Source organism: Candidatus Moraniibacteriota bacterium, from assembly GCA_016699875.1.
Taxonomy (GTDB): Bacteria; Patescibacteriota; Minisyncoccia; order Moranbacterales; family UBA1568.
In genome coordinates this window covers 64,618-90,280 of the sequence record CP064989.1, presented here as the reverse complement: position 1 = coordinate 90,280, position 25,663 = coordinate 64,618, and the positions used below count along the sequence as shown (strand labels likewise).

Sequence of the window (25,663 nt, the reverse complement as noted above, 5' to 3'; positions counted from 1 at the left end):
CTATTTCAGGAAGATTTCAAATCGGTGGTCCTGTTGATCGGTTGGAAGTGAGTATGGTGGTTGAGATACATTAAATGGTGATCCGTCGAGTGCGATGTTTTGTATCGTATTCGTGTGATGTGCTCGGGCGGTGAACACAAATGTGTATCGACCGTGTGCGAGCGGAAGCGTGATTGAGCTCTGTGTCCACGTCTTCGGCAGGCAGGGATGAAATGAAACAGTAGTGCCGGTAAGGTGAATGCCAAAGAGCGTTTCGATGATGGTCCGGTAGAGGAGTCCCGCTGAGGCGGTATACCATGTCCATCCGCCTTTGCCGCGGTGTTCAGCGGAATAGATATCCGCGGCGACCACGTAGGGCTCTACCTCATAGAGCTGTGCCGCGCTTTTTGAATCGGAACGGCGGATTGGATTGGCGCATTCAAGGAGGGTATAGACGCGATCGGCATTTCCGAAAGCAGCAAATGCTTCCGCCGCCCAAAAAACGGCGTGATTGTATTGTGATCCGTTCTCCCGTATGCCCGGCGGGTAGTCTTTGATATAGCCCGGATTCTTCCGGGAGAGGTCATTGAAGGGCGGATCAAGGAGTTTCAATATCTTTGACTCGGGATCATAGAGAAAGTGCCAGAGATTTTCCAGCGCCTCTTTCTGCTTCTCTCGCTCGCCTGCCGCGGAAAGAACAGACCAGCTCTGAGCAATCGCGTCAATGCGGCACTCATGACTGCTTTCGGAACCGAGCGGTGTTCCATCGTCGTAGAAGGCGCGGAGAAACCAGTGTCCGCCCCAGCCATGGGTATTGAGGTTCTGCTTGAGCGTCGCGGATTGTTTTCGGAGTGTGTCCGCTCGGGGGATATCGCCTCGAGAGACGAGTATGGCCGTAAACGACTCGAGGACGGAGAATAAGAAAAATCCGAGCCAGACGCTCTCGCCCTTTCCTTGATTGCCGACTCGGTTGAAGCCGTCATTCCAGTCACCGTTCCGGATAACCGGAAGTCCGTGCACGCCAAATACGGATACGAACTCGATGGATCTGAGACAGTGTTCGAGGAGTGTTGCGGAAACGGTCGACGGCCTGTGTTTTTGTACGTCGAAGAGCGTTGCTTTATCTTGATTCTGATCGGTGGAGAGAAAGGGGGCATCTTGGTCGAGAATATCGTTTTTTCCGGAGAGGCGGATATATTCTGCGGTGCTCCAGGCGAGCCAGAGCGGATGATCGGATGCTGCGTTTTTGACACCATACCCGGAGTCTGGCGACCACCAGGCTCGGACATTGCCGTCTTCGAATTGTTGGGCGGCGGCGGCGAGTATATGCTTCTCGGTAATCTCCGGGTTGACATACCAGAGTGCCATCGAATCCTGAAGTTGATCGCGAAAGCCGAAGGCGCCTCCGGGTTGGTAGAATCCCATCTTGGCCCACAGGCGCGAAGTGAGCGTCTGATAGGGAAGCCATGTATTGAAGAGGATATCGAGTGATGTATCCGGAGTTTGGATGGAGGGCAGCGTATCGTTTTGTTTCCAAAATTGACTCACTGTGTCGAGCGAGAATGGCGACTGTGCCGCTATTTCCTTTCGGATGATCGGAAGGAGCGAGAGTGTCTCTGATTCCGTTGTTCCGACGCCTATGGCAAAGAACGCCCGGTGTTTTTCGCGGGGATTGATCGAGGCGGACATTTCCAGGGCAATGCAGGCGTCTGTGGCAGACTTCGGGTTCGCGATGCTCTCTGTATGCGGAATATGCTTTGGCACGGAAAGTGATCCGGAAATGCCGAAGAGCTGTTCTTTGCTTCGCGTGATCAAGTGCACGTGTTCGCTTCCGGTTAGGGCGACATGAAATGGAACTGACTCCGGGTTTCGAATCGGAGAGAATGCGGAGGCGTCGAAGAGGAATACATTTTCTGTCGGAGCGTGCTTCGGCGGATGTTTTTGTTCCGGGGTTTCGGAGAACGCATCGAGAGCGGTGTCCATGAAGAATATCAGATCGATATCGATCGGTTTGTCATCGCTGTTTTCAATCTCTATGGCGAGGTATTTTACGGCGTGTTCGGGATGCACCGAGACGGTCAGCGTGTGGTGAATCGATTTGCGCCCGCTTTCATATTTGGTGAAGCCTCTTCCGTGAGTTACCCGGTATTCGGACGAGGCTGGCAAAGGAGACGGAGTGAGCGACCAGGTCTCGTCGCTATCTTTCTGCCGGATAAAGAGAATCTCGGCTGGCGGGTCGCTCACGGGATTATTGCTCCAGGGTGTGAGACGGCCGTGCTTGCTGTTTTTAAACCAGGTAGTACCGAGGGAGTTTTCGGTCGTCATGGTACCGAAATTGGGATTGGCGAGAAAATTTGTCCAGGGCTGCGGCGGGAGATTCTCCGGACAGACGCGCATTCGGTATTCATTCGTATCCGGATCAAAGCCGCCGAATTCGTTCCAGAAGAGAAGCGATTCGGAGTTGAAGGGAAGGTTTTCGGAGGGTTTTTCGATGAGCGGCGTTGGCGGGGCGACCTCATCCCGTTCGCAGGGGACATCTTTTCGAGTGGTATTCTCCCGCTCGAACTCCGAGTGGAAAAATGTGCGGATGGCGCCGATATCCGGAAATTGTTCCGAAAAGCGATCGGGTTGTTCCGGCGGAAAGTGAGCGGAATTGGAGAAGAAGAGTGAATGGCTTTCGCCCGGTTCCAGCGTGAGAGCGGCCCGAAGATTGGCGAGCGGGTCGAGTATGTATCCTTCGGTGTTCTTGAGCGGGCGATTGAGGGCGATTGGTCGTCCAAAGGGCTGTCCGCGTCCGATGAATGCTTCACGATCCGTTTCGAATCCGAGGAAGTTCTCCGGCGCGTCGAGGAATATCCGATGCATGAAAAATGGGAAGTGCGTTGGGTTGTCAAAGAATCGCCGATGGTAGAGGAGGGCGTGCTCCTCCTCTTTGAATTCGGCCCCGATAAACATATTGCTAAAGGTTTGGTGATAGGAATCGCGAAGACGGTCGAAGAGGAGGATGATGTCGACGGAGCTGGTTACCTCGAATCGCCGGACGGTTGTGTCACGGTTGGTAAGGGTGAGGCGGCGAATTTCGAAATTGCCAGTCTTCGGCAGCAGGATATCGAGCGAGGTTTCTATGCCATGGTCGAGCCGCTCGATATGCGCTGAATGGGCGCCGACTTTCATCCGGAAGTGTTCGGGACGGGCAAAGACCGGTGCCGGTGTCGCCGACCAATACGCTCCGGAATCGGCGTCTCTTACAAAGAAGAAGAGGCCATCGTCCGAAGAAGGGCGGTGGCTTGTGAGGAAGCATTCGCGCGATTTGAGGTATCCGTTCCCGAGCGCATTGAAATGCGATTCGAACGATCCGTTTGAAAGCACGTATTCGTTTTCGGGAAGGCAGGGCTTCATAGTTGCGGCGAGAGAAATGCAAGAGGAGGTAGGTATACGTGATGCCTATAGTATAGCGCACTCCTCGCGATACTTTAACGGCACTGCTTTTGAGAAGAGAACATAGTCCATGTATATTGACAAATAATAGAGTACGGTGTACTCTTGGAGAGTCGTCTGCGTGCGTTCGACGGGAAGTTCCGTCTTTCTTGAATGTCGAACAGAAGCAGAATCTTCCTTAACATTTTCAACGGCAAGCTATTTGGGAGGGGAGTATGAGTACCAATCCTATCGGCACTGGAGAGCAAGTCCGTGTGCATGTAGTCCCCATTGGGAGTGCGTGGCGAGTTGATGCCGGGATAGCAAGGTTTTTGGCGCGTCAAATTTACAAATTGCAGAGAGAGGCGCTATCTCTTCCTGTGGAGGAGGGAATCGGTATTGTTGAATTTAACCTTGTTTTCCATACGGATCGGAGGGTAGATACCCTATTCTATGTTTTAACGAAAGTGCATACCGCCAGGGATATCCTCATCTTCATATTTGACGAAGAACAAGAGAGTGATTCTCAAGAATTTTGGAGTCGAATGGAAACAAGTTTGCATGACAGTATTACGGCTCCATGGGGCATGTATTGTCCGGCGAACTCCTGTGAGTTGTGTGTTTTTTCAGAGGGGTGTGTTATAAAAGATCTTTATAACGGTCCCAATGCGTCCCCTTGCTCTTGTCCATTGGCATTCCGCTTGGAGAGAAAATGTCCCCTGCCAAGAAGAGAGATGTTGTTTCGTGCTATGGTTAGGGAGCGACAGGAACGGGGCGAAATTACCGGCTGATGTGTGTATGTGGAATCTTTAGTTCTTAGGTGGCGCTATTGCTTGTAGGGGCTCGGATGACCAGCGTGTGTCCGGGCTTCTTTTTTTGTCTGAGATCATTGACAAATGATTATAAATACGGTATATTGTCGACAGTGCCTTTTTGGAATCCATCATGTTATTTGGTGGGTTTTCGATGAGGATTGTAGTCTTAAAAATCAATCGTAGGAGATGGGAAATGTTCTTCACTGAAAACACCTTTGCAAATGGTCAAGTTCGGGTCTTTGTGTCCGGATTTGGCGCCAAGGGAGCTATCATTAAAGATGGCATGCCTTGCGGAGAGTTGCTGAAGCGACTTGAAGAGGTGCTTGCCATCTACAAGATATGCGACAAAATCGACTCTGGCCGTAGTAATAGGCGGGGATTCTCGATGTTTGTTTCCGGGAGCATCTCCTGTGCGGATGTATACGGGGAATCTGCCCTGGTCTGTAACATCATACAACAGTGGCTTGTCCAGAAAGGAATTTCTGAACGTTGCGTCTATGTCGATCATGTATCCTCGAACATTGAAGCAAGCATTCGCATTTTCTGGAAACATTTGCAGAAAGCCGACATGGATCGCGCAGCTGCCTGCATTGTCTCGCAGACATATCATGCGATGTATCTGCAGCAGCTCTTGAATTGCATCTCTCAAGGGAAGTATCCGAGCATGATCCGTTGTTGTCGATACGGGAGTGCCCAATCGATGTTTTCCGATATGTTCCGGGCATTGTTCCAATATTGTTCAGCACGCGTCGAGAGGCGCCACTTTCATCAGAGAAGACTGAAAGTAGCAGGTGGTCAAACATCGTTGTAGGCATCGCGAGAAGGCATCATAGTTTTTCTGGCCGATATTCTCATCTTTGGATATCGGCCTTGTTTTTTTGTGCGGATTGACGGCTCGATGCGTCAGGCATAGAGTTGCACTGTAGAGTCCGTGTCGATATCGGCGCGATGAGTTCTTCCTATGCTCTCTCAAGAGGAGGTGCCGTATGAATGTGTGTGCAGACGACTATCGGACCATCAACCCGAAGCCGGTGTTGATGTGCGCCTTTGGGAATGTGGTGCTTTCCCCAATATTATGGGACAATGTTTCTCTGAGACCATTCCTTATTGCTCGGAAACTGGTTGTTTTGAAGGATGGCGTACCTTTTACTCGAGATGTCTCTCACTTTGTCTTCTCTCGATTCATCACATATCGAGGGGGTGATGTTGAATCTCTGAAGAGGTTTTTGCGGAGCAACATTGGTGATTATGAGTCTCTGCTTTGTCTGTTCTTTGATGTTGCTCCGCCGGATTCGTTTGTTTCTCTTTGTAAGTCTCTCTCGATTTCGGTTGAAGCGTTTTGTTTTTCCTTGGAGTCGGTGGCTTATAAACGAGTATTTCCGTAGATCGAACCCTGTCGTTGTTGAGTAAGGGGCGTTGAATCCGTCAGTGGTGTTTCACGCGAACTTTTCTGGCGTTTCTTGGAAGGATTCTTTGCCTGAGATTCCAATGAATCGAGAGAATCATTTCTTCCCACGTGCCAGGATGGCAGGTGGGCTTTTTCTTTCTTGCGATCAAGAGTCACGAGTCTTTTTCTGTTACCTGTTCTTGACAGAGTGCCTTCGGGGGAATAGCCTGTCTATGGGAATTTTCCCAGGTATCGATCCAAAAGGGGGTCGGTCATGCGTGATGAGGCGTACGTTTACATTTGTGGCGCACAGGGTCCAGCACGAGATTGTGCTCAGGGAATGATTGATAGCTTCCTTAGAAATACCCAGCGAGTTTCTCAGGATGGAAAAGTGGTGAATGTTACCACATTGACTCCTGATATGTGTAATCTCGAGTCCTTAATGGACGAAGTGTTTCTTCGGGGGACTTTCGACGGACGTCCCTATGTGGCACTTTTCTTTACTCATGGAGATGGGCATGTCGCAGAGCTGGATGCTCTTGCTGACACACGGTTTTCTTGGGAGGCGTTTAGATTCAACTTGGGGACGGGAAGATTCGCTTTCATTCGAGCTTCGGAGAATTGCAGAAATGGGCATCTTCCTGGTGAATGTGTGAGGGCAATGCGCGCTTATTCTTCTTGGGAGGATCCGCCGCCTGCCTCTTCTCCTGGGTGGTCTGACTGCTCAACCTGATTGACTCTGGATCAGAGTACCTTCCTTGAGTGATATTTCCCAGTATCTCTCGCCAGCGTGCGGAACAGTTCTTTTTGCCCGACTTCTTGCCGGGCTTTTTTCTTGGCTGGAGCATCGTGGTGGGTCATTGACAAAGTAGCATTGAAACAATACGCTATGGTGGGAATTCTCCCGGCACAGCGAGAGGAGGATGGAAAATGACTATCGAACGTGGGACAAAAGGGGTGACATCTCCGGTGAGGCCAGAGAGACGCAAGCGGGCTATTATTTACACAGATGATGGCGTCTTGATTCGCCCTGATATTCTCCCGGCAATAGCCTGTTTTCTCGGTGTGGATCCGCCGGATCGGGAAGGTCTTTGCCCCTTCACGCATGATACCGGAGGCATCCCGGCGTTTGCGAAAGCTCTTCGCGGACAGGGAATAGACTACAAGATAGCGGCCGTTTTTCTTTCCGATGTCGACGAGTGTCCGGCTATGGACATTCTCGGGCATCCGCCTATAATTCCCTGGGAAGTCTACGTAGTTACCACCGGGGGATTGGCGGGAGATCCGGATTACGAATTCCAATTGGTTGATTCCTCCGATATTCGGCAGCGCGCACCAAAGTGCGCAGGTTCCCTCCGGTGACGCTAAAAAAGTTCTCCTCGAAATTTTGTTCTTTGTTGTTCCTCAGCCGATTCCTGTCTGCATCTCCTCGATCGCAACATCAGTTCGCAGGCAGGAATGTTTTGCTCGTACCCTTTGTCAATGGGGGGTACGAGCTTTTTTCTTTTCGGAAGAAATGATTGGGAGTATACTGGCTGTATTGAGATGAGGAGGGATGCAAAACAAAGACAGAGTGGAATGTATGGAGGCGAGTCTGGACGATGCGATGCGGGTGGCGTTTTTCGATATGCGGGTAACGGGAGCAATTCTATGCTCCTGTTTCTACGTTCGGACAAATTGTAACTTCATGTTCAGAGTTTGAAATTTCATGGAAACTATGATAGGGTAGCCTGTCGCAATATTTATCCGTACTACGTTTTCAAATGGATCTTTTTAGGAAGAAATCATCGGCTCTATTTCGATATATTGCAGCCGTTGTCGCTGTCACGATAGGTCTTTTTCTCCTCGCAGTGTTTCTATATTTGTATGTTCCCGCGCATAGGATATCAGAGAATGGCGAGATGACTTCTGACCCGATGTCGGGTTCCGTGAAGATGGAATACGAATCAGTCGAGCGTTTGAAGAAAGAAAGTGTCTTTCTGAGTGATTCCATATTTGTCAATGACCATTCCGTTCCTGTTCCGACCAATCAGTGGTTCAGCTCAGTCGCTTTCTCGAAGACTTCCGAACCGATCTTCACATATCCTCTTGCTGTGAAGATGAATGATGACGGATTTGGAATTTCATATCCGAATATCGTTTCAACTTCTGATACGGTATTCGGTTCTTATGATCCGGATGTAAATGTGACACTTCCGGCTTCATCGCTTCTTTCGTCGGTGCGTTCGTATGACGATCTTTCAGTTCTTGTTTCTCAGAAGAAGGGCAATGATGAAATAGTGAGTCTTCGCGTGACACATGGGTCTCCGTTTGTATTCGCGACCGTCGCGCCAAATCTTTCATTTGATATCTCAGCGAGCGGATTTCATATGACGGAGCAGAAAGACTCCTTTATTTCCTTCACGGCTCGCGGGAAGTCTTTTGCTCTGTTCTTCCCGCACAATGCGCTTGTTGCCACGGCGAATGAAGGGAAGGGGATAAAAATATCAATCAGCGATGCCCGTACCGATATTGCTCTCGCGATTCTTCCCGATGGAGTCTCGGCGGGTACATTTGCTCCGTACGCATCGGATCCGATCGTTTCGACACAGGTTGACCTTGGTGTGCGCGATGATGTCGTGAAGAGCCGGTTCAGTATCGAGACGAAGAATGGCGGAGATACTCTTTTCGCTCTTCTCCCGCGCAGCGTCTCCGCGCTTGATGTTCAGAATGATTCGCCTCGGAAGATTGGTTCGTATAAAACCATACGTGGGGAGCAGTCTCTCTATGTCGGGAAAACATTTTCATTCTCTCGTGAGTTCGTGCTGCCGCCGCTTCGGCTCGATTTCGCATCACTTTCTGGTGATGAAAAAACCTCCCTGCAAAAACAGCTTCGCGAGGATGTGCAACATCTCTCAATTACGGAAAGCGATACATATTTCCTGGGAAAGAGACTTTTCTCAATGGCGAATCTTCTCGATCTTGCTGACGGACTCGGTATGGATGCGGAGCGCGATACATTGAGGGTGAGACTGAAAACAGAGCTGGAATCGTGGCGGGACCGGACGCTTTCTGGTGACGCGAAAGACGGTGGATTTGTCTACGATCCGATTATCAAGGGAATTGTCGGAGAGCCGTCGAGTTTCGGTTCGGAGCGGTTCAATGATCATCATTTTCACTCTGGCTATTTTATCTACGCGGCGAGTATCTTGGCGCGATATGATCCGTCGTATCTTCGCGACAATGAGCTGTTTATCAATCTTCTAGTGAAGGACATTGCCAATATTGACCGGAGCGATACGGCGTTTCCGTATATACGGGGATTCGATGCCTATGAAGGGCATAGCTGGGCGTCCGGCGAGGGTCTCTTCGCTGATGGAAATAATCAGGAATCGAGTTCGGAAGCGGTGAATGCGTGGTATGCGCTCTATCTTTGGAGCGAGGTAATGCATCATGAAGGGCTTAAAAACATGGCGCTTGCCCTGTATGCCGAGGAATCATCGAGTGCGCTTGAATATTGGTTGAATGTTGATCGGGATGATGCTCGGTTCGCTCATTTCAATCATGCTTTTGTCTCGCTCCTGTGGGGTGGTAAGCTTGATTCGGCGACATGGTTCAGCCCGAAGCCAGAAGCGAAACTCGGGATTCAAATACTTCCCATAAGTCCGGGAAGCTTGTATCTTAAAGAAGACATCGCGCGTGCGCGAGAAAATATTTTCTCCGAATCCGAGTTGCAAAGTCCATCGATGTTTCGTGATTCTCTGGCTGCGTATCGGGCGCTGTTTGACGCGACAGGCGCGATGCAACAACTGCAATCGATGGTGTCCGGAGACATAGACGGCGCACATTCAAAGAGTTTTCTGGAAGCATGGATTCTGACCAATGGATTCAGTGACCAAGAGAAATGATTGGAGAAATGATTGCTTCGGTGTAGTGGATGAGACGTATGAATGAATTAGATCAATCGGTATCGAAAGAGAATGAAATAAAGAAAACCCCCGCCTCGCTGGCGGTGTTTGTTGTTGCCGAGCTTTTATCGCTTGCCGCTATTATAGCGGTGGGCTGGTTTTTGATCGGGTATTATACGCAGGCCGAGTTCTTGCAGACCGGTTATCCCGATTGGATGTATCATGCCTTTCGCATCCGGGATATTCAGCAATATGGCATCGCATCGTGGGATCATATTTGGAACAATGGCTTGAATCATTGGCGGGCATACCAGTATGTCCAGCACTATTTGGTATATGGTGTCGTATTGTTGTCCGGTTGGTCGATCACGCACGCGATGCTGTGGGTGACTGTCATTGCGTTTATACTGCTCCGCATTTTGATTTATGGCGTCTTACGCATTTTTGGCGTGAATCGATTGCTTAGTGTCTTTGTGGCGATTATATCCTATGACTTCGCTCAACAATACATTGCTATCATGGACTTCTCTATGTTTCTTGGCTTCATGCTCATCCCACTCTACATCTTGTTGTGGGTGTGGACTTTCCGCGATCGCGATACGAGGTTTCTGTATGTGCTCACGGCGATTACGGGGGCGAGCTGGTCGGTTCATCCTATTGCCGGATTGAGTTTTTTTGGGCTTTTAGTGCTGCTCATACTCGCGAAAAATATAAAACAAAGCATTTCTCGGCTTATCATAGTCGGCAGTATCTTTCTTGTAAGCTCAGCGCCATTCTTAGCGCAGTATGTATTTGCCGGGTATAGCATTAGCAATCCATTTCTTGCTTCGCCACAGTTCTTAAGAGACACTGTCTTCCCCGACTATTTTGGTTTGTCGCTTCTCTATTTCATTCTTCTGGGAGTATGCTGGTGTGTTTTCCTTGTAGCGTCGGATCGCATTCCGCAGTGGGCGAAAGTATTGCTGTTCTATTGCACCGCATACCTCGTCTTTATCTATTTCGGACAACTGGGGTATTATCCGAGTTTTATCAATAAATTTCAGTTTTCACGCGCTGTGACGCTGATAGGGATGATTTTGCCGTTTTGTTTTGGTGTGTTTCTGTATGTGGGACTGTCTTCGGCTCGGTCGCGTCTTGCGGCGACGGCGATTATCGCAGTGATGTCAGTGAGCATTGTGAATTCCATTGATATCGGTTCGTATCGTTCCGGATGGCCGACGGCGTCCATATCCGATCCTGTTGCAATCTATTTTGCCGACAAAGACATCCCGCAGGGAAGTATTTACTTCAAGAATTTTGTAGATTCTGAATATGTCGGGAAACCCGGTCTTCGGTTTGTGAATTCTTACAATCAGCATCTGATGCCGAATCCGTATCCGATGCGGTTCGATATCCTGATGAAAACGGATATCGCTTATACCGGTGCCACGGATAGGCAAATTGATTTGATAGACGATTATTCGACGGTGCTCGGTGTCGAGTATGTTTTTGTCCCAAAGCTCTCGCCGCTTGTCCTTGGACTCACTACCGATAGAGGGAGTATACAGGCATCTTTTGAGCAGGTTGGCGAGGTGGAATTGTCTTCGGAAGTTTTCTCGGTGCTTCGCAATCGCCGCCCGATCGCCAATGCCTATGTGTTTGAGTCGGACCGGACAGGGGAGATTCTTCGCTTTAGCGATATCGCCAAGCCGACGCTTAATGCGACATCGTATGAGCCGTGGGATGAGGAGGTGCATCGTATGGCGGAGTTGATTCGAAGCGGCGACCTGAAACCGATCACGCTTTCCTTCGGATGGCCTGACCGGCTTGAAGTGGACGGATCGAGCTTCGACTCGTTCCAGCATCCCGCCGTTTTGATTAATCAAAGCTATGATGTCGGATGGCGTGTGGAAAATGCGGATAATGTTCGAATCGAACCTACCGATCTTCGATTTATGTATCTCTCGGATCCCTCTGGCGGATCACTCCCGAGGACTATTCAACTCAAAAATTCGTGGCCATGGTGGCACTGGCCGGTACAAACTTTGGGGGTGCTTTCTATTGCAATTACACTGGTAGCTTTCGTTATTTCGTCTATCTGGCGTCGGAATAGATCTGTATCATGACGGCATAAATACAGGTAACTATGGATGTTCGCATAAAAAATATCTTTCGACAGCAGCAAAGCGTCTTCAATGAACGCCATATTTCGTCGGCGAAGGTACTGAATACGACGACGATATTTTTGCTTGTGGCGCCACTTGTGGTGATTCTCTATGGATCATTCGTGTTTAATCCTTCGAATGCGGACAATCTTCCACTCTATATCGTGCAGGTGATTGCCGATGCGATCGCTATTATGGCGCTCCTGGGGCTTTGGGTGACAGTGCTGCTTGATGTAGTAGTCGAAAAACATCACCGAAGCCATGAATCCACACCGAATACATTTCTTACTGAAAAACATCCGACTATGGATGTATTCGTGACAACGGCTGGGGAGCCGATCGATATTATTCGTAAAACGGTTTCAGCGGCAGTTGCAATGGAGTATCCACATGAGACATTTGTGCTGGACGACGGGAGATCGTCTGAAGTTCGCAGTCTTGCGTCGCAACTTGGCGCGGTCTACGTATCTCGTCCGAACCGCCAATATGCCAAGGCGGGGAATGTGAATAACGGATTGCGATATGGGCGCGGAGAATTCTTTGCTATTTTCGATGCGGATCAAACGCCGAAGCGAGACTTTATTGCCAAGCTCTTGCCGTATATGGAGAATGACAAGCTCGCCATGGTTCAGTCGCCGCAATACTTTGCCAATACGGATTCTTTTATCGCATTGGGGACTTCTCAGGCGCAAGAAGTGTTCTACAAATATGTCTGTCCGGCGAAAAATATCTCGAATTCCGCATTTTGCGTGGGAACCAATATGATATTTCGCCGAAGCGCTATCGATGAGATAGGTGGTATAGCTCGGAATAATTCCGAGGATATCTGGACATCTTTTTTGCTTCATGAACGCGGTTGGCAAACTATCTTCGTGAATGAGGTGCTTGCTATCGGGCAGGCTCCGGAAACTATCATCTCCTATTTCAAACAACAGCGACGGTGGGCAAAGGGGGGGCTGGGGATGCTTTTTACGGACAATCCGCTTCGTGCGAAAGGTCTCAATATGGATCAGCGTATCCAATACTTCATTTCCAACATGTTCTTCCTGGTCGGCATTCCCATGGTCGCGTACATATCTTTTCCGATCCTGTATCTTCTCTTTGGAATAAAGCCGCTTAATACGGAGGACGGACTGACGTGGGCGCTTCACTATATCCCATACTTTGCCCTCTATTATTCGCTTACCTGGCTCTTGCTGGGAAAACTTCGTCTGGCGACTCTTGCAACGGCGATAGCGAGTTTTTATCCGTATATATTGGCGCTTTCATCGGTATTGTTTGAGACGGAGCAAGAATGGGTGGCGACCACGGCGAAGAAGTCTCATCAAGATGTACTTATGAAGTGGATTTGGCCGCACGTATTTTTCATCCTTCTTGGGATCGCCAGTCTGGCAGTTGGCTGGTATCGCCCGGCGAATTTTTGGACAACACTTTTTAATACGGTGTGGGTTATATTAAACTCATTCTTTCTCTATTTGTTTTTGACCGGCGAGCGTCGATCGACCGAGGAAGTGTCATCGGAACAAAGAAAACTTTTAACTCTTTCTTAACGTAATCGGGTATGACTTTTTTTGAGAATCTAAGGAAAAAAATTTTGAACGGACTGTATTTCGTTGCGGTATTTGTCGCAGTATTTGCCATAGCGACACAGGCGCTGGCTCGACGGGTGAACACCTACGAAGCAACAAAAAAACCACTTTTCTTCTCTATTGAAAAGGAGCGGATAGTCTTGTCCAATTCCGTGACGGGACGTGTAAAATCGGTTGCAGTGGTGACTGGACAGCATGTTCGCGCAGGCGATCTTCTTGTGGAACTTTCAGATGAGAGCATGGAAGAGCAGATCAGATCGCTCGAGTCTTTTTCCGAAGAAAATTTGTCGGCAAAGACGGAACTCGCTTTGCTTCGCGCGCGCCTTCCAGATTACAAGATACTTGCCCCTCGCGACGGCGTTATATATCAGATTCATACTGCTGAGGGGAGCTATCTTACCGTCAACTCCCCGATCATTACAATGTTTGCCGACAGCAATGTGAAAATCGTCGGAATGGTGAACCAGTCTCAATATGCGGAAATACAGACGAACAAAGATATGGATGTGTACAGTTCGCGCTTCGAACAGATTTACAAGATATCTTTTGAGGGAGTGGGAAGAGTGCAGTCTGGTGAGAATTCCGATGAGCGCTACGAAGTGAAATTCCACTTCAGCGATCCGAATGAGGGCGCCGCATTTATCGACGGAGAGGGTCTTGAGGTGGTGGCAAAGGATACAGGTAGCAGCGAGATCACCCGCCCATCGGCTCGCGTGAGGGATTTATGGAATAAGTTGATTCTGGGAAATTAACCGTAATGAATGTATGATCGACAAGCAAGAACCGAGTGATCTGATGTTAACGATAGTACTTCCGACATACAATGAGTCTGCCAATATCCAACCAATACTTTCGGCTATTCACAAGGCCATGAAGAGTAGTGGCGTTGAGTACGAGGTGCTGTTTGTCGATGATAGCAATGACAGCACACCGGAGATTATTCGATCGGAGATGTCGCATGATGGCAGGGTGAGGATCGCTCATCGGGAGAAAAATGATCGCACTGGATTGGCAACAGCTTTTGTCCTTGGATTCGATTTGGCAGGAGGGAAATATATTTGCTGTTTGGACTCGGATTTGCAGCATCCTCCGGAAACAATTCCCGATCTTGTGAAGGAGGCTCTTTCACATAAAGAAACCGATGTTGTTGTTGCTACGCGGTATGCTCTTGGTGGAAGTGCGGCTGGACTAGGCAGTCTCTTTACCGCATATGGAATATACCGTCGATTAGTGTCGATTTTCATGAAATATCTGACTCAAATTGTCTTTGTCAATGCAAGAAAGACAAGTGATCCGCTGGGAGGATTTTTCCTTTTTCGAAAAAATATCGTGTATGGCGTCGACTTCGAACCGCGAGGTTTTAAAATATTGGTTGAGATTTTAATGCGTGCGCGATATGGAGAAGTTCGAGAGGTTCCATACCGATTCCTTCCAAGAGAAAACGATGAAAGTAAGGCTGATTTGAAACAAGGGTGGCAATTTTTGCGCCACATGCTGCATATAGCGAGGACTGTACCAGAGGCGGATCGATTTTTGAAATTCTGCCTTATAGGATTCAATGGGGTACTCATAAATCTTGGTATGCTTGTAGTGGCAGTCGAGATATTCTCCTTATCTTTGCCGATTTCCTATATTATCGCCGCTGAGGTATCTGTGATAAGCAACTGCCTTCTCAATGTATTTTTTACCTATGGAGATACGCATCTTCCGGATCACCATGGGAGTGTTCGAAAGGTTATGAATTACTACTTTATATCCGCGGTGCTTATGATTTTCGGAGTGTTCGCCTTTGATGCAATTGTGAATGCCGGATTGCAATATATATTATCCGCGCTTCTTGTGAGCATTTTGGTTGTCTTTGCCAATTTCTTCATCACAACAAAAATCGTTTGGCGGAGAGACATTCTGTAACTTCTTCTTGTATCCCCAATATTTCTCAAAGGAGATACTTTCCCATGTCTGTTTGCCTGCAGTTTGTCGTAACCTTGTTGCTGGTGCTTATTATCGCTTACTTGTTGAGCGGTTGCGCGACTCCTCGAGCCGAGGAGACTCGGGAAGATCGCTTTGAACAGGTTCGCAAGTCGTGTCGCGAGTTTCAGTTTGATCCGTTCATTTTCGACGGATGCGTTATCGAGCGCTGCAACAAGGCCGGTTGTTGGAACTGACACAGCGCAGCATTTCCCCTCGACCCACGCCCCTGTGATACGTACGTGTCCCGGGGCTTTTCTGTTTTTATCCGACACTTGATTGCAGGGGATATCTTTTTGGAAGGTCCTTTCTTGATTTTTTGGGTAAAAAGAATCTGGTTATCGGAAGCTATGAAGGGAAGAATCGACTGTATTTCCTTGATCCGCATTTCCCTCGCGGATGGTCGGATGCACAGAAGAATCGTTTGCTTGGCAGGGTTCAGTATCTCAAGGAAATAGCTTGCATGGTACATGTGCACGATAATAATGCTGGGACAATCGATGTGAAGGAACAAACTACTGGCGCTGATTCCCGCAAGGAATAAGAAGATTTAGGATTGATGTGTTGAAAAAATAGAAAAAACGACCCGAGTTCCAAGCAATGTTGGAAGGGGTCGTTTTTCGGTTATTGCCTATGTGGATATCTTTCCACTAGAAGTTTGGCATGTACGGCAACACAATGACAAGGGTACCTTCGGGGGCGAGCTGAGAAATTTCTCGCGCTTTTCCCCAGGGTATGCGTATGCAGGCATGTGTTACGTGTGCAAGCGGCTCTCGTGGCACGAATCCTCCGTGGATTCCAAATGCATATTTCTCAGATAGCTCCATGTAATAGGGCATTTTTGCTCCACAAATTCGGCTTCTTACGCAGCTACCACTTTTATTGCAAGGCTGAAAACAAGAAATCGGGTAGCTTTTAGACCGGTAATTATCTCCATATTTTCTTACGATGCGATATGTACCGGAAGGCGTCTGGCATGAGCGGTTGATGTCGTTGCACCAACGGGCTCCACCTGTTGCTATCGATTGAAGGCGAAGTTTTCCGGAATTGTCGTAATACTTCAGTTCAAATCGATTGAGGTCAACGATAATTTTCGGCTCATGCTTTTGCTGGGAGTGTTCGTCGCACAAGGCATCTCTCGCTAGGAATGAGGAAATGGAGACAAAGATTGCAAGAAGTGCGCCTAATGCATACTTCGTATACTTTCTGGAATAGTACATGGTATCGATCGCTCCGATTGACGTGTTGTGAATGAGCTAGAAGATGTATACGTATGGAATTAACCATATATATCCTCTACTGTCAAACACAGACGCATTTCCACTTGACAGGAAAGCTATCATTGTACATACTGAACTTTCTGCTCATTGACAATTTGTAAGTATGAAATATGCAATCCTTGCGAAGGAGAGAATGCAATGAAAGTGAAAGATGGTGTAGGAGAAGGTGCGGAGGTGACGGCGTACAACAAAGCCTGGAATCGTTTGACTGACTGGCATTGGTGGTTTGGTCTTCCTCCAAAACATATGAAGGTGGCGCCTCGAAAGACGTGGGAGGTGACAGTGGTCATCCCGGCTTTTAATGAAGCAAAATCTATTGGAATGACAGTGTTGAGTATTCAGCGACAAACTTTCCCCGTTCGGGAAATTATCGTTGTTGACGACTGTTCAACGGATGGAACCGGCGAGATAGCCCAGCGGTTTGGTGTAACAGTACTTCGTACTCCAAGAAATTCAGGGACGAAGTCCCAGGCTCTGAATTACGCCTTGAGAAGAATTCAATCGGAATTTGTCTGTATTGTTGATGGAGATACGATTCTCGAGAGAGATGCTTTGGAGAAAGTGCTTCCGGCATTTCATATCGAAAAGGTGGTAGCAGCTTGTGGATATGTTGTTCCTCAGAGAATCAAATCCTTTTGGGAGCGGGCGAGGTTTATCGAATATATCGTTGGTATAGCGATTTATAAGCGCGCTCAGAATCACATCGGAGCAGTCTTCGTTTGCAGCGGGTGTTTTGCGCTTTTTCGGAAAAGCGCTATCGACGGCGCGGGATTGTTTCGAGAGCGGACTATAGCCGAAGACATGGATCTTACTTGGGAGCTGCTCGATAAAGGAAAAGAAGTTGCTTTTGTCGGGGAGGCGATGTGCTACCCAGTCGATCCTCCGAGCTTCTCGATACTTGTTGCTCAGCTAAACCGATGGTATTGCGGCTATCTCCAGTGTATGAAGGTCCGACGGGGTCGATTTCGGAATTGGAAGCTCGGTCTCTTGGCTTACTGGTATATTCTGGATTTCATGTTCGGCTGGGTAACGTTTGTTGTCGGACTGTCTCTCTATACGGGAAGTCTGTTTCGGGGCGGCAGCATAGCATTGCTTTTGCAGGTCTTGCTGCTCTTTTCCGTGTGTTCCGTAAAAGGATTCATGATGGGAAGACTGCGGACGGTTCTCGTGTCTTTCTTCTGTTATTTCCCTATCCTGATCATCAATGCTTGTGTACTGTGGAGGGCGTTATGGCTTGAAATAATTCTCGGAAGAAATCTTGGAAAATGGCAGAAGGGGCATTGAAGTGCCATGGTGTGACAGAAATGAGGAGATGCAATGTGAAATATGCAGAGAAAGTGTCTTTTGCTGTTCGGAGATTGTTCTTGGCAATATTCTGTATATCCGGACTGTTCTCATCATTACTTCCGCCTTCTTTGGCGGCTGTCAATGGCGATCGTTTTCCGCTGGTGGCCATTGTTTTTGATGATGCTCATCGATCGTTCCCGTATGCTATAGACCGTATGCATCGCGAAGGGTTGGTTGGGACGGTCTATGTTCCGACAAGGCTTATCGGCGCGTATGATTTTCATGCGACATGGAAGGATATCGAGAGAGCACGAGATAGCGGCTGGGAAATAGCCAATCATTCGGCGACTCATGCGAACCTGACAAAGATACCTATTGCGTCGGTTGTCGATGAAATCGAACAATCTTCGAGAGATTTGGAACGCCACGGCATACGAGCGACATCGTTTGCCGCTCCCTACGGAGAATTTACTCGTGATATTCAATCGGTCGTTATGATGCGTTTCTCAACCAACCGTATGGCATGGGGAGAAAGCGTCATTCTTCCTGAGAATCTTGATGTTCGAGCGATTCCGGTATTCGATCTTTCGCATGTCGGAACTTCGTATGACTCCATGGAGTCCATTCTCCAAAAAGTGCTGGGTACTCAGGGGCTTGTCGTTATCGTTTTTCATAAGATAGCGATATCGACAGAGAGCTCCGCTGATCCGGTTGACAGATTTACGGTGAAGAGGGGCGATTTCGACTTGTTCTTGAGGAGGGTGTCGGGGCTTCGCGATCTGGGAAAGCTTCGATGTGTCACTATTTCAGGAGGTGTTCAGGAAATTGCTGAAAGGATTCGGCAAAAGTAGGTTGTGGATAATCTGGCTACATCTTTTATCTGTCTTTCCAACTCTCGTAATGAGGTGAACTAATGAAAAGTTCTATCGTTGTTGGGGCATTGCTGAGCATGATTTCTATTTCGCCGGTATTTGCTCTTGAACGGGGCGATACGCCATGGATTGGCTGGGGCGAAGGAAGTTATACCGATTCCAGTTCCAGCGAGGAGTCTGGATTCAAATTCGACGGCTATTTCAAGCAAGGGTATGTCGTTTCGAATTTGGGAAATGGATGGTTTCTCGTGCCCTACGTAGCTGCCGGCATCAAAGCTTCGGAGCACTCGGACGAACCTTGGAATAATCGGGCGGAGCCGTGGCTTGGCATTGAAGCGAGAAAACCGATTGATCTCGGAAATGGGAAATGGGGAGATGTGTCTGTGGGCGTTCGTGCCGGTCGATATATGTACTTCGATGGCGGGGACAATGAATCCATTGTTTCCGTCTATATCGGCATTTCAGCTGGCGGTCCAAACTGGTAGAGGAGTGTTATTGCCATGTATGCTCCCGCATCGTTAACGTCTTGCTGCACAGCGCTGATTCATGTGTTGTTTCAGAATCCGGCAGCTCTTGTTTTGCTGGGTTTGATTGGAATTTCATCAGTAGTTTCCAGTGAAAGAACAGATGTTCCCAACTCTGCTGAGCAGCAATGCTTGGTTCATGTCCATGATCTCGACTTTGCCAAGGGATCCGATGAAAAGAAGCGCCTTGAAGATTTGACAAATAAGGCTCTTCAAGAATTCGAGAAGATCCCCTTGGGGTCGCCGTCAGAGAATCTCGTCTCTGAAGTGCTGAAAGAAGTAGGGAGACTCTCGGGAGGCACTTGTTTGGCAGATGTGTCATCCGTCATGTCTGATCCGGACATGATGCGACAGGTTATGACCCTGTATTTCCTTGATCTTGTCTCGACAGCTAGGGATCTGCGAGAGGCGATAGATCGCTACAAAAAGGATACCGGGCAGTAGTATCTGCCTGTGAAATTGAAGTTAATACACCCTCGGAATAAAGCGGTAACCGCCGCATGCTTCCGAGGGTTTTTATTTTAGGTAGATGTTTGGCGGGCGCTTGAAAAGTTTTTGGAAACCAGAGTAGTATGGGGGATATGGATCAACTCATTATTCTTGCCGGGGGGAAGGGGACGCGGATGCGGTCGGAGATGCCGAAGGTATTGCACTTGGTGAACGGCGTGCCGATCGTACGGCGATTGCTTGATGCGCTCACGCCGATCTTCCCGAAACCGGTTGTGACGATCGGGTACAAAGGGGAAGAAGTGCGGCGCGCGCTGGGCGAGGAGCTCTTGTATGCGGTGCAGGCGGAGCCGCTCGGGACGGGGGATGCGGTGCGCTCAGCGATGGATATGCTTCCGGACGAGGAAATAGAGCGAGTCGTCGTGGTGCCGGGGGACCACCCGCTTATCAGTCGGGAGACGATTGAGAGACTTCTCGCGTTTCAGAAAGAGACGGCCGCACGTATTGCGCTGGTGACGGCGGTAGTGCCGGACTTTGACGGGGAGAACGCGACCTTTTTGCACTACGGGCGTATTCTTCGAAATGAGGCGGGGGATGTGGAAAGCATTGTTGAGTGGAAGGATGCGTCCGAGAGCGAACGGGATATTCGCGAGGTGAATACGAGCTACTATGCCTTCGATGCGAAGTGGCTCCGCGCGCATATCGGGGCGCTCTCTCGAGACAATGCCGCTCGAGAATACTACCTGACCGACCTTGTGCGTATTGCCCGCGAGAGCGGAGAGCGCGTCGTGGCTCTTGCTGTGCGGGATACGCACGAAGCTCTCGGCATCAATGACCCTGATCAACTCAAGCGCGCGGAGCGATATTGTCGATAGATCGAGATGAATGCTCTGGACAGATAGCTGTTTCTGTGCTACAAAAGAGTGGCTTGTCTGTAGTTCATTTTTTCTCTTCAAACTGCGCCCGATACGATCGGGGAAGGAGATTGCTATGAAAGGCTCTCGGAATGGCATCGTGTTCTTGCTGGCTGCGTCACTCCTTTTTGGATGTGCCAATCCGCCACAGAACTATGGTTCCTCTCGGAATGTGCCTCGTCAGCAAGTGGACAGCAATAATGAGGGCGCTGCTATTGTAGGTGCTGCTGTTGGAGCTTTTGTTTGGTTTGCTCTTGGACGTATGTCGGGCAAGCCCTCTCGTCGCGGATATGATCCGGGTCCGCCTCCGTATTATCGGTATGGCAGACATCGGCATCATGACGATCCCGGACCGCCACCACGGCGCTGTCGCAATCAGAGAAATGCGTACGGGTGTTACTAAGTGAGTTCTCGCGACAGATAATAGAGTCGATTGTTTTGTTTGACCGCCTGTTCTCCGAATAATAAGGAGGAGAAGAGGCGGTTTGTTTTTTTATCGCTTTGCCTTTTGAAAGTAAGCCGGCTTTTTTCATCATTTTCGGCGTGCTATTATTCATTTGCTTGCTTATCACCAATGTATGATGCGTTTCGATATTCTCACACTCTTTCCTCGCATGTTTGACTCCTATATCGGCGAGTCTATTTTGAAGCGCGCGCAGGAGGCGGGGCATATCTCGATTGCGACGCACAATATTCGCGACTTTACCGCTGACAAACATCACAAAACCGATGATACGCCCTATGGCGGAGGAGCAGGCATGGTGATGAAGGCGGAGCCTATTTGGAAGGCGGTTGAATCATTGAGAATGCAGCCTGCAGCATCGCGTCGCGTCATCTTGCTGTCGGCAAAGGGGAAGGCGTTCCGACAAGAAGATGTGCGGAGACTGTCGGCGTATGAACAGCTCATCTTTATTTGCGGGCGCTATGAAGGAGTGGATGAGCGCGTGGCGGAACATATAGCGGACGAAGAACTTTCGATTGGAGACTTTGTGCTGACGGGCGGCGAGTTGCCGGCGCTCACGGTGATCGATGCGGTGGCGCGTCTTGTGCCGGGAGTGCTCGGCAATGAGACGAGCGCGGACACGGAATCACATCGTGAACCGGGGTATCTCGAACATCCTCAGTATACGAAACCGGAAGTATTCAATGGGTGGAAGGTTCCGGAGGTCTTGCTCTCCGGAAATCATGCCGATATCGATCGGTGGCGACAGGAACATTCCTCAGAGAGACGGTAACGGGTTTCGGGATCTGCTGTTGGAGGGGTATATCAATATACAAATTGTCAACAAAACGCTGTGCGATCCGATGCTCATTCTTCCTCATCTTCATTTCATAGTCGAAGCCTCTTTTTCTCGGTCTTGGCTCTTGTGGTCATCGGGCTCGTGACCATTGCGAGTGCCGGTGTTTTTTATGGCGAGACGCGATTCGGTGATGACTACTTTTTTCTGAAACGGCAGCTTCTCGGTGTCGGTATCGGGTTGATAGCACTTTTCGCTTTCCAGCAGCTCGACTATCATGTATGGCGCCGACTTGCTTTTCCGCTGTTTGTGGCGACGGTTTTGGCGCTCATTGCCGTGCTTATTCCCGGTGTCGGCGATCGTGTGTATGGAGCGAGCCGCTGGCTTTCGATCGGGCCGTTTTCTTTTCAGCCGTCTGAGATGGCGAAGTTCTCATTTGTGCTCTACCTTGCGGCGTGGTTCTCGCGAAAAGAGAGAAAGCTGGTCGGCGACTTTCTTGAAGACCTCGTGCCGTTTCTCGTGGTTTTGGGGGTGGTCGGATTCCTCATTATGAAACAGCCCGATACGGGGACATTCGGACTCATCTTTCTCATGGCGGTATCGGTCTATTTTATTGCGGGAGCGAAGATTTCCCATCTCTTCGGACTCTTCGTTTCCGGACTGGCTATGCTCGCACTCCTTATTAAGCTGGCTCCCTATCGGCTTCAGCGCTTCATGGTATTTATGAATCCGGACTTCGATCCGAAGGGAGCGGGGTATCAGATAAATCAGGCGCTTATCGCGATCGGGAGTGGCGGGCTCTTCGGACTCGGACTCGGACTCAGCCGGCAGAAGTTCAATTATCTTCCCGAACCGGTGACGGATTCCATTTTCGCTATTTTCTCGGAAGAGTGGGGATTCTTTGTATCGGTTCTGCTGATTGGGCTCTTCGTGTTTATTGCGTGGCAAGGGCTTCGCATCGCGCGGCTTGCGCCGGATGACTTTGGGCGGTATGCGGCGGCGGGTATTGTGTCCTGGGTTATCTTTCAGGCGTTTATCAATATTGCGGCGGCGACGGCACTCATTCCTCTTACCGGTATTCCGCTTCCGTTTGTAAGCTATGGCGGCACATCTATCGTATTCCTGATGGCGGCTATGGGCATCTTGATACGAATCGGGAAAGATTCTACACTGAAAGGACAATAGAGTCTATTTCTATGGGGAAAAAATACCGTATTGTGCTTGCGGGCGGAGGGACAGGGGGGCATATTTTCCCGCTGGTTCCCGTCGCCAAAGAGCTTCGCGCGCAACTCGGAGATGATACCGAACTTTTGTATTTCGGACCGACCGGAGAATTGGAAAAGAAAATCATCAGCGAGGCGGGAATCGCATCGATCCGCATCTTGAGCGGCAAGTGGCGGCGCTATTTCGATCTGCGTAATGTGAGCGATATCTTTAGGAATATCGCCGGTTTTTTTCAGTCGCTGTACTATCTGTACCGGTATATGCCGGACGCAGTGTTCTCCAAGGGCGCCTATGCGGCAGTGCCGGTTGTCTTGGCGGCGTGGGTGTACCGTATCCCGATACTGACGCAGGATTCCGATGCGACACCGGGTGTCGCCAATCGAATTATGGGGAAGTTCGCTGATCGTATCGCTGTCGCATATCCGTCGGCGACCAGATTTTTCGAGCCTTCCCGGGTGGCTATTACGGGGAATCCGATACGCGAAGGGCTACTCCTCGGGAATGTTGACCGCGCGCGCGGACGGTTCGGATGTCCACCGGAAAAGTTGGCTCTATTGGTGCTTGGGGGAAGTCTTGGGTCACAGGCGATTAATCGAGCTATAGTTCGGATTCTTCCGCGTCTTCTTGAACGCTTTTTTGTGATCCACCAGACCGGACAAGCGAATTATGAGGAGGCGCATTCTCGTTTGGAAGAGCATGCTCTCGGCGATACGACCGGGAAACTCCATATGGCGCCGTTCTTTGATACCGGTGAGTTGTCCGATGCTTTCGCTCTCGCTGGCTTGATTGTGTCGCGAGCGGGCGCCAATACGATTTCCGAGATCGCCGCTGTTGGTAAACCCTCCATACTCATCCCGCTTCCTTCGGCCGCGAATGATGAACAGCGTATGAATGCCTATGAAATCGCGCGTGCCGGCGGCGCCCTTGTTTTGGAAGAAAGCAACCTTGGCGAGAATCTTCTCGCGGGGAAAATAGAAGAGCTCTTGAATGATGCCGTGCTGCGCCAGAGAATGACTGATTCGATTCGCGGTTTCTATCATGCCGATGCTTCGGCAAGAATTGCAGAATCTTTGGTAACACTTATCCGCGATCGGGAGAGTCGTGTCACATTAATCGACCGTATCGTTTCTTTTTTCCGTCGGTAGAGCGTGGTATTCGATGGAATTTGGATTTGTTCGAATGGATGAACCGCAGTTTTTATGAAATCTCTTGCCGAGACGAAACGGGTGCACATGATAGGTATTAAAGGCGCCGGAATGGCGGCGCTTGCGGAGATTCTCTCTGGTCGCCATATCTCCGTCGGCGGATCCGATACGAGCGAACATTTCTTTACGGATGATGTGCTTCGACGGCGAGGTATCCGATACGCGGAAGGATTTTCTCCGGACAATATTCCGGAGGACGCCGATGGCATCGTGTACTCAACCGCCTATACGCCCGAGAACAATCGCGAACTCGCGGCTGCTTTCGATCGTGCTCGGAAGTCGGACATCTGTCTCATGAGCTATCCGGAAGCCGTGGGCGCGATCTCGCGAGAGCGGCTCTCCGTGCTGGTTTCGGGGACGCACGGGAAGACGACAACCAGCGCGTTGCTCGCTGAGACGCTGAAGGCGCTGCATGCCGATCCGCTTGCCTTGGTTGGGAGTTCCATTTCAAATTGGGGCGGCAACGCACTCTTGGGATCGGGGAAATATTTCGTGTTGGAGGCGGATGAATATCAAAACAAATTCCGTTACTATAAACCCTGGAGTGTTTTTCTTACGAGTCTTGATTGGGATCATCCGGATTTTTTCCCCGATGCGGAGTCGTATGCCGAGACTTTTCGCGCGCTCCTTCGCCGTATTCCGCCGCACGGTTTCTTGATCTTCTGTGGGGATAGCGCGGCGGTTGCCGATGTGGCAGCTTCTGCGCGTGCACAGAAACGTTCGTACGGGTTTCTGTCGGAGAATGACATTCGTATTGCTGATTACGAGCCTCTTCGCGAAGGACCGTTTTATCAGCAATTCCGTCTTTTCGAAGGAGAGAGAGATCTCGGCTTGTTTCGTCTCCGATTGGCTGGAAAACATAATGCGCAGAATGCGGCGGCGGTTATCGCGTTTCTCTTGGAGCTCAAATTCGATGTCGATGATATTCGCCGAGGCATGGAGCATTTCTTTGGAACGGTTCGACGCTTTGAGCGGGTAGGGGAGTATCGAGGCGCGCTTGTCTATGACGACTACGCTCATCATCCCGAGGAAATCCGTGCAACACTTTCGGCTTTCCGCGAACTTTTTCCGGAGAGAGATATCGTTGCTGTTTTCCATCCGCATACGTTTTCGCGAACTAAAGCATTGCTTGAGGATTTTGCACAGAGTTTCGATGCGGCTGATCGCGTGATCGTGCTTGATATCTATGGGAGCGCTCGTGAGAGCATTGGGGGTGTTTCTTCGGCTGATTTGGTTGCTCTGATGAATCGATATCGCCCAGACCGAGCCGTGCATATTCCGACTTCGGAAGAGGCGATTCGTGTTCTCAAAGAGACCCTCAGAGCCAATGATCTCTTGGTGACTCTGGGTGCCGGCGATGTGTGGCGAGTCGGTCGGGGCGTCTTGTCGTGAAGGATATTCCGGGAGCGCGTTCGCTATATCCGTATTCTGTTTCGACCCTCGGATTTTGGCGGCAGAGCATTCAGATCTCGTCTTTGGAAATATA

23 protein-coding genes are annotated in these 25,663 nt (G+C 49.6%); 21 read left to right on the top strand and 2 right to left on the bottom strand.

The genetic code is table 11. The features are described 5' to 3' along the window. Positions 1-3,378 (bottom strand): hypothetical protein, encoded by a 3,378-nt coding sequence (locus tag IPK84_00440; protein QQS15823.1) that lies wholly within the window; start codon positions 3,376-3,378, stop codon positions 1-3. Positions 3,379-3,632: 254 nt separating this feature from the next. On the opposite strand from IPK84_00440, the gene IPK84_00435 reads away from it, so the two are divergent. From IPK84_00435 to IPK84_00385, 11 genes are all read left to right on the top strand, one after another. Continuing rightward, the gene (locus IPK84_00435) at positions 3,633-4,187 is read left to right on the top strand and encodes a hypothetical protein (GenBank protein QQS15822.1); all 555 of its coding nucleotides are present in this window, start codon (positions 3,633-3,635) and stop codon (positions 4,185-4,187) included. Between the two features lie 217 nt (positions 4,188-4,404). Further along, complete coding sequence (locus IPK84_00430; GenBank protein QQS15821.1) at positions 4,405-5,022, top strand: hypothetical protein; 618 nt, start codon at positions 4,405-4,407, stop codon at positions 5,020-5,022. A gap of 175 nt (positions 5,023-5,197) precedes the next feature. Next, the gene (locus IPK84_00425) at positions 5,198-5,596 is read left to right on the top strand and encodes a hypothetical protein (GenBank protein ID QQS15820.1); all 399 of its coding nucleotides are present in this window, start codon (positions 5,198-5,200) and stop codon (positions 5,594-5,596) included. A 342-nt stretch (positions 5,597-5,938) separates the two neighbouring features. Further along, a complete protein-coding gene (locus IPK84_00420) occupies positions 5,939-6,331 on the top strand; it encodes a hypothetical protein (protein ID QQS15819.1) in 393 nt (130 codons plus the stop codon). 197 nt (positions 6,332-6,528) lie between these two features. Continuing rightward, positions 6,529-6,960: a hypothetical protein gene (locus IPK84_00415; GenBank protein ID QQS15818.1), complete on the top strand. Its 432-nt coding sequence runs from the start codon at positions 6,529-6,531 to the stop codon at positions 6,958-6,960. Positions 6,961-7,499: 539 nt separating this feature from the next. After that, entirely contained in the window at positions 7,500-9,485 is a 1,986-nt protein-coding gene (locus IPK84_00410) for a hypothetical protein (GenBank protein QQS15817.1), read from the top strand. A gap of 38 nt (positions 9,486-9,523) precedes the next feature. Then, complete coding sequence (locus IPK84_00405) at positions 9,524-11,590, top strand: hypothetical protein (GenBank protein ID QQS15816.1); 2,067 nt, start codon at positions 9,524-9,526, stop codon at positions 11,588-11,590. Positions 11,591-11,610: 20 nt separating this feature from the next. Continuing rightward, positions 11,611-13,179 carry a glycosyltransferase gene (locus IPK84_00400; protein ID QQS15815.1) on the top strand — a complete coding sequence of 523 codons (1,569 nt, stop codon included), beginning with the start codon at positions 11,611-11,613 and terminating at the stop codon, positions 13,177-13,179. Between the two features lie 11 nt (positions 13,180-13,190). After that, on the top strand, positions 13,191-13,970 hold the full coding sequence (locus IPK84_00395; GenBank protein QQS15814.1) for an HlyD family efflux transporter periplasmic adaptor subunit: 780 nt from the start codon (positions 13,191-13,193) through the stop codon (positions 13,968-13,970). A 13-nt stretch (positions 13,971-13,983) separates the two neighbouring features. Then, a complete protein-coding gene (locus tag IPK84_00390) occupies positions 13,984-15,129 on the top strand; it encodes a glycosyltransferase (protein QQS15813.1) in 1,146 nt (381 codons plus the stop codon). Positions 15,130-15,505: 376 nt separating this feature from the next. Further along, positions 15,506-15,730, top strand: coding sequence for a hypothetical protein (locus tag IPK84_00385; protein QQS15812.1), 225 nt, complete (start codon positions 15,506-15,508; stop codon positions 15,728-15,730). A gap of 106 nt (positions 15,731-15,836) precedes the next feature. Here IPK84_00385 and IPK84_00380 read toward each other — a convergent pair whose 3' ends face one another. Then, a complete protein-coding gene (locus IPK84_00380; GenBank protein QQS15811.1) occupies positions 15,837-16,406 on the bottom strand; it encodes a L,D-transpeptidase in 570 nt (189 codons plus the stop codon). Positions 16,407-16,604: 198 nt separating this feature from the next. On the opposite strand from IPK84_00380, the gene IPK84_00375 reads away from it, so the two are divergent. From IPK84_00375 to murC, 10 genes are all read left to right on the top strand, one after another. Next, entirely contained in the window at positions 16,605-17,750 is a 1,146-nt protein-coding gene (locus IPK84_00375) for a glycosyltransferase family 2 protein (protein ID QQS15810.1), read from the top strand. A 20-nt stretch (positions 17,751-17,770) separates the two neighbouring features. Then, positions 17,771-18,604, top strand: coding sequence for a polysaccharide deacetylase family protein (locus IPK84_00370; protein QQS15809.1), 834 nt, complete (start codon positions 17,771-17,773; stop codon positions 18,602-18,604). A 62-nt stretch (positions 18,605-18,666) separates the two neighbouring features. Beyond that, a complete protein-coding gene (locus tag IPK84_00365) occupies positions 18,667-19,110 on the top strand; it encodes a hypothetical protein (protein ID QQS15808.1) in 444 nt (147 codons plus the stop codon). Between the two features lie 15 nt (positions 19,111-19,125). Next, the gene (locus IPK84_00360) at positions 19,126-19,593 is read left to right on the top strand and encodes a hypothetical protein (GenBank protein QQS15807.1); all 468 of its coding nucleotides are present in this window, start codon (positions 19,126-19,128) and stop codon (positions 19,591-19,593) included. Positions 19,594-19,721: 128 nt separating this feature from the next. After that, entirely contained in the window at positions 19,722-20,471 is a 750-nt protein-coding gene (locus tag IPK84_00355) for an NTP transferase domain-containing protein (GenBank protein ID QQS15806.1), read from the top strand. Between the two features lie 115 nt (positions 20,472-20,586). Continuing rightward, positions 20,587-20,913 (top strand): hypothetical protein, encoded by a 327-nt coding sequence (locus IPK84_00350; protein ID QQS15805.1) that lies wholly within the window; start codon positions 20,587-20,589, stop codon positions 20,911-20,913. 175 nt (positions 20,914-21,088) lie between these two features. Further along, positions 21,089-21,745 (top strand): tRNA (guanosine(37)-N1)-methyltransferase TrmD, encoded by a 657-nt coding sequence (gene trmD, locus IPK84_00345; protein ID QQS15804.1) that lies wholly within the window; start codon positions 21,089-21,091, stop codon positions 21,743-21,745. A gap of 60 nt (positions 21,746-21,805) precedes the next feature. Continuing rightward, positions 21,806-22,933 (top strand): putative lipid II flippase FtsW, encoded by a 1,128-nt coding sequence (gene ftsW, locus IPK84_00340; protein QQS15803.1) that lies wholly within the window; start codon positions 21,806-21,808, stop codon positions 22,931-22,933. Positions 22,934-22,944: 11 nt separating this feature from the next. Next, positions 22,945-24,117: an undecaprenyldiphospho-muramoylpentapeptide beta-N-acetylglucosaminyltransferase gene (murG, locus tag IPK84_00335; GenBank protein ID QQS15802.1), complete on the top strand. Its 1,173-nt coding sequence runs from the start codon at positions 22,945-22,947 to the stop codon at positions 24,115-24,117. Positions 24,118-24,171: 54 nt separating this feature from the next. Further along, positions 24,172-25,569, top strand: coding sequence for a UDP-N-acetylmuramate--L-alanine ligase (gene murC / locus IPK84_00330; GenBank protein ID QQS15801.1), 1,398 nt, complete (start codon positions 24,172-24,174; stop codon positions 25,567-25,569). The last annotated feature ends 94 nt before the right edge of the window (positions 25,570-25,663 follow it).

Bases quoted from the DNA above. Each gene is read 5' to 3' on its own strand.
- IPK84_00440 (QQS15823.1), bottom strand. From the start codon at position 3,378: ATGAAGCCCTGCCTTCCCGAAAACGAATACGTGCTTTCAAACGGATCG.
- IPK84_00435 (QQS15822.1), top strand. From the start codon at position 3,633: ATGAGTACCAATCCTATCGGCACTGGAGAGCAAGTCCGTGTGCATGTA.
- IPK84_00430 (QQS15821.1), top strand. From the start codon at position 4,405: ATGTTCTTCACTGAAAACACCTTTGCAAATGGTCAAGTTCGGGTCTTT.
- IPK84_00425 (QQS15820.1), top strand. From the start codon at position 5,198: ATGAATGTGTGTGCAGACGACTATCGGACCATCAACCCGAAGCCGGTG.
- IPK84_00420 (QQS15819.1), top strand. From the start codon at position 5,939: ATGATTGATAGCTTCCTTAGAAATACCCAGCGAGTTTCTCAGGATGGA.
- IPK84_00415 (QQS15818.1), top strand. From the start codon at position 6,529: ATGACTATCGAACGTGGGACAAAAGGGGTGACATCTCCGGTGAGGCCA.
- IPK84_00410 (QQS15817.1), top strand. From the start codon at position 7,500: ATGACTTCTGACCCGATGTCGGGTTCCGTGAAGATGGAATACGAATCA.
- IPK84_00405 (QQS15816.1), top strand. From the start codon at position 9,524: ATGAATGAATTAGATCAATCGGTATCGAAAGAGAATGAAATAAAGAAA.
- IPK84_00400 (QQS15815.1), top strand. From the start codon at position 11,611: ATGGATGTTCGCATAAAAAATATCTTTCGACAGCAGCAAAGCGTCTTC.
- IPK84_00395 (QQS15814.1), top strand. From the start codon at position 13,191: ATGACTTTTTTTGAGAATCTAAGGAAAAAAATTTTGAACGGACTGTAT.
- IPK84_00390 (QQS15813.1), top strand. From the start codon at position 13,984: ATGATCGACAAGCAAGAACCGAGTGATCTGATGTTAACGATAGTACTT.
- IPK84_00380 (QQS15811.1), bottom strand. From the start codon at position 16,406: ATGTACTATTCCAGAAAGTATACGAAGTATGCATTAGGCGCACTTCTT.
- IPK84_00375 (QQS15810.1), top strand. From the start codon at position 16,605: ATGAAAGTGAAAGATGGTGTAGGAGAAGGTGCGGAGGTGACGGCGTAC.
- IPK84_00370 (QQS15809.1), top strand. From the start codon at position 17,771: ATGAGGAGATGCAATGTGAAATATGCAGAGAAAGTGTCTTTTGCTGTT.
- IPK84_00365 (QQS15808.1), top strand. From the start codon at position 18,667: ATGAAAAGTTCTATCGTTGTTGGGGCATTGCTGAGCATGATTTCTATT.
- IPK84_00360 (QQS15807.1), top strand. From the start codon at position 19,126: ATGTATGCTCCCGCATCGTTAACGTCTTGCTGCACAGCGCTGATTCAT.
- IPK84_00355 (QQS15806.1), top strand. From the start codon at position 19,722: ATGGGGGATATGGATCAACTCATTATTCTTGCCGGGGGGAAGGGGACG.
- IPK84_00350 (QQS15805.1), top strand. From the start codon at position 20,587: ATGAAAGGCTCTCGGAATGGCATCGTGTTCTTGCTGGCTGCGTCACTC.
- trmD (QQS15804.1), top strand. From the start codon at position 21,089: ATGATGCGTTTCGATATTCTCACACTCTTTCCTCGCATGTTTGACTCC.
- murG (QQS15802.1), top strand. From the start codon at position 22,945: ATGGGGAAAAAATACCGTATTGTGCTTGCGGGCGGAGGGACAGGGGGG.
- murC (QQS15801.1), top strand. From the start codon at position 24,172: ATGAAATCTCTTGCCGAGACGAAACGGGTGCACATGATAGGTATTAAA.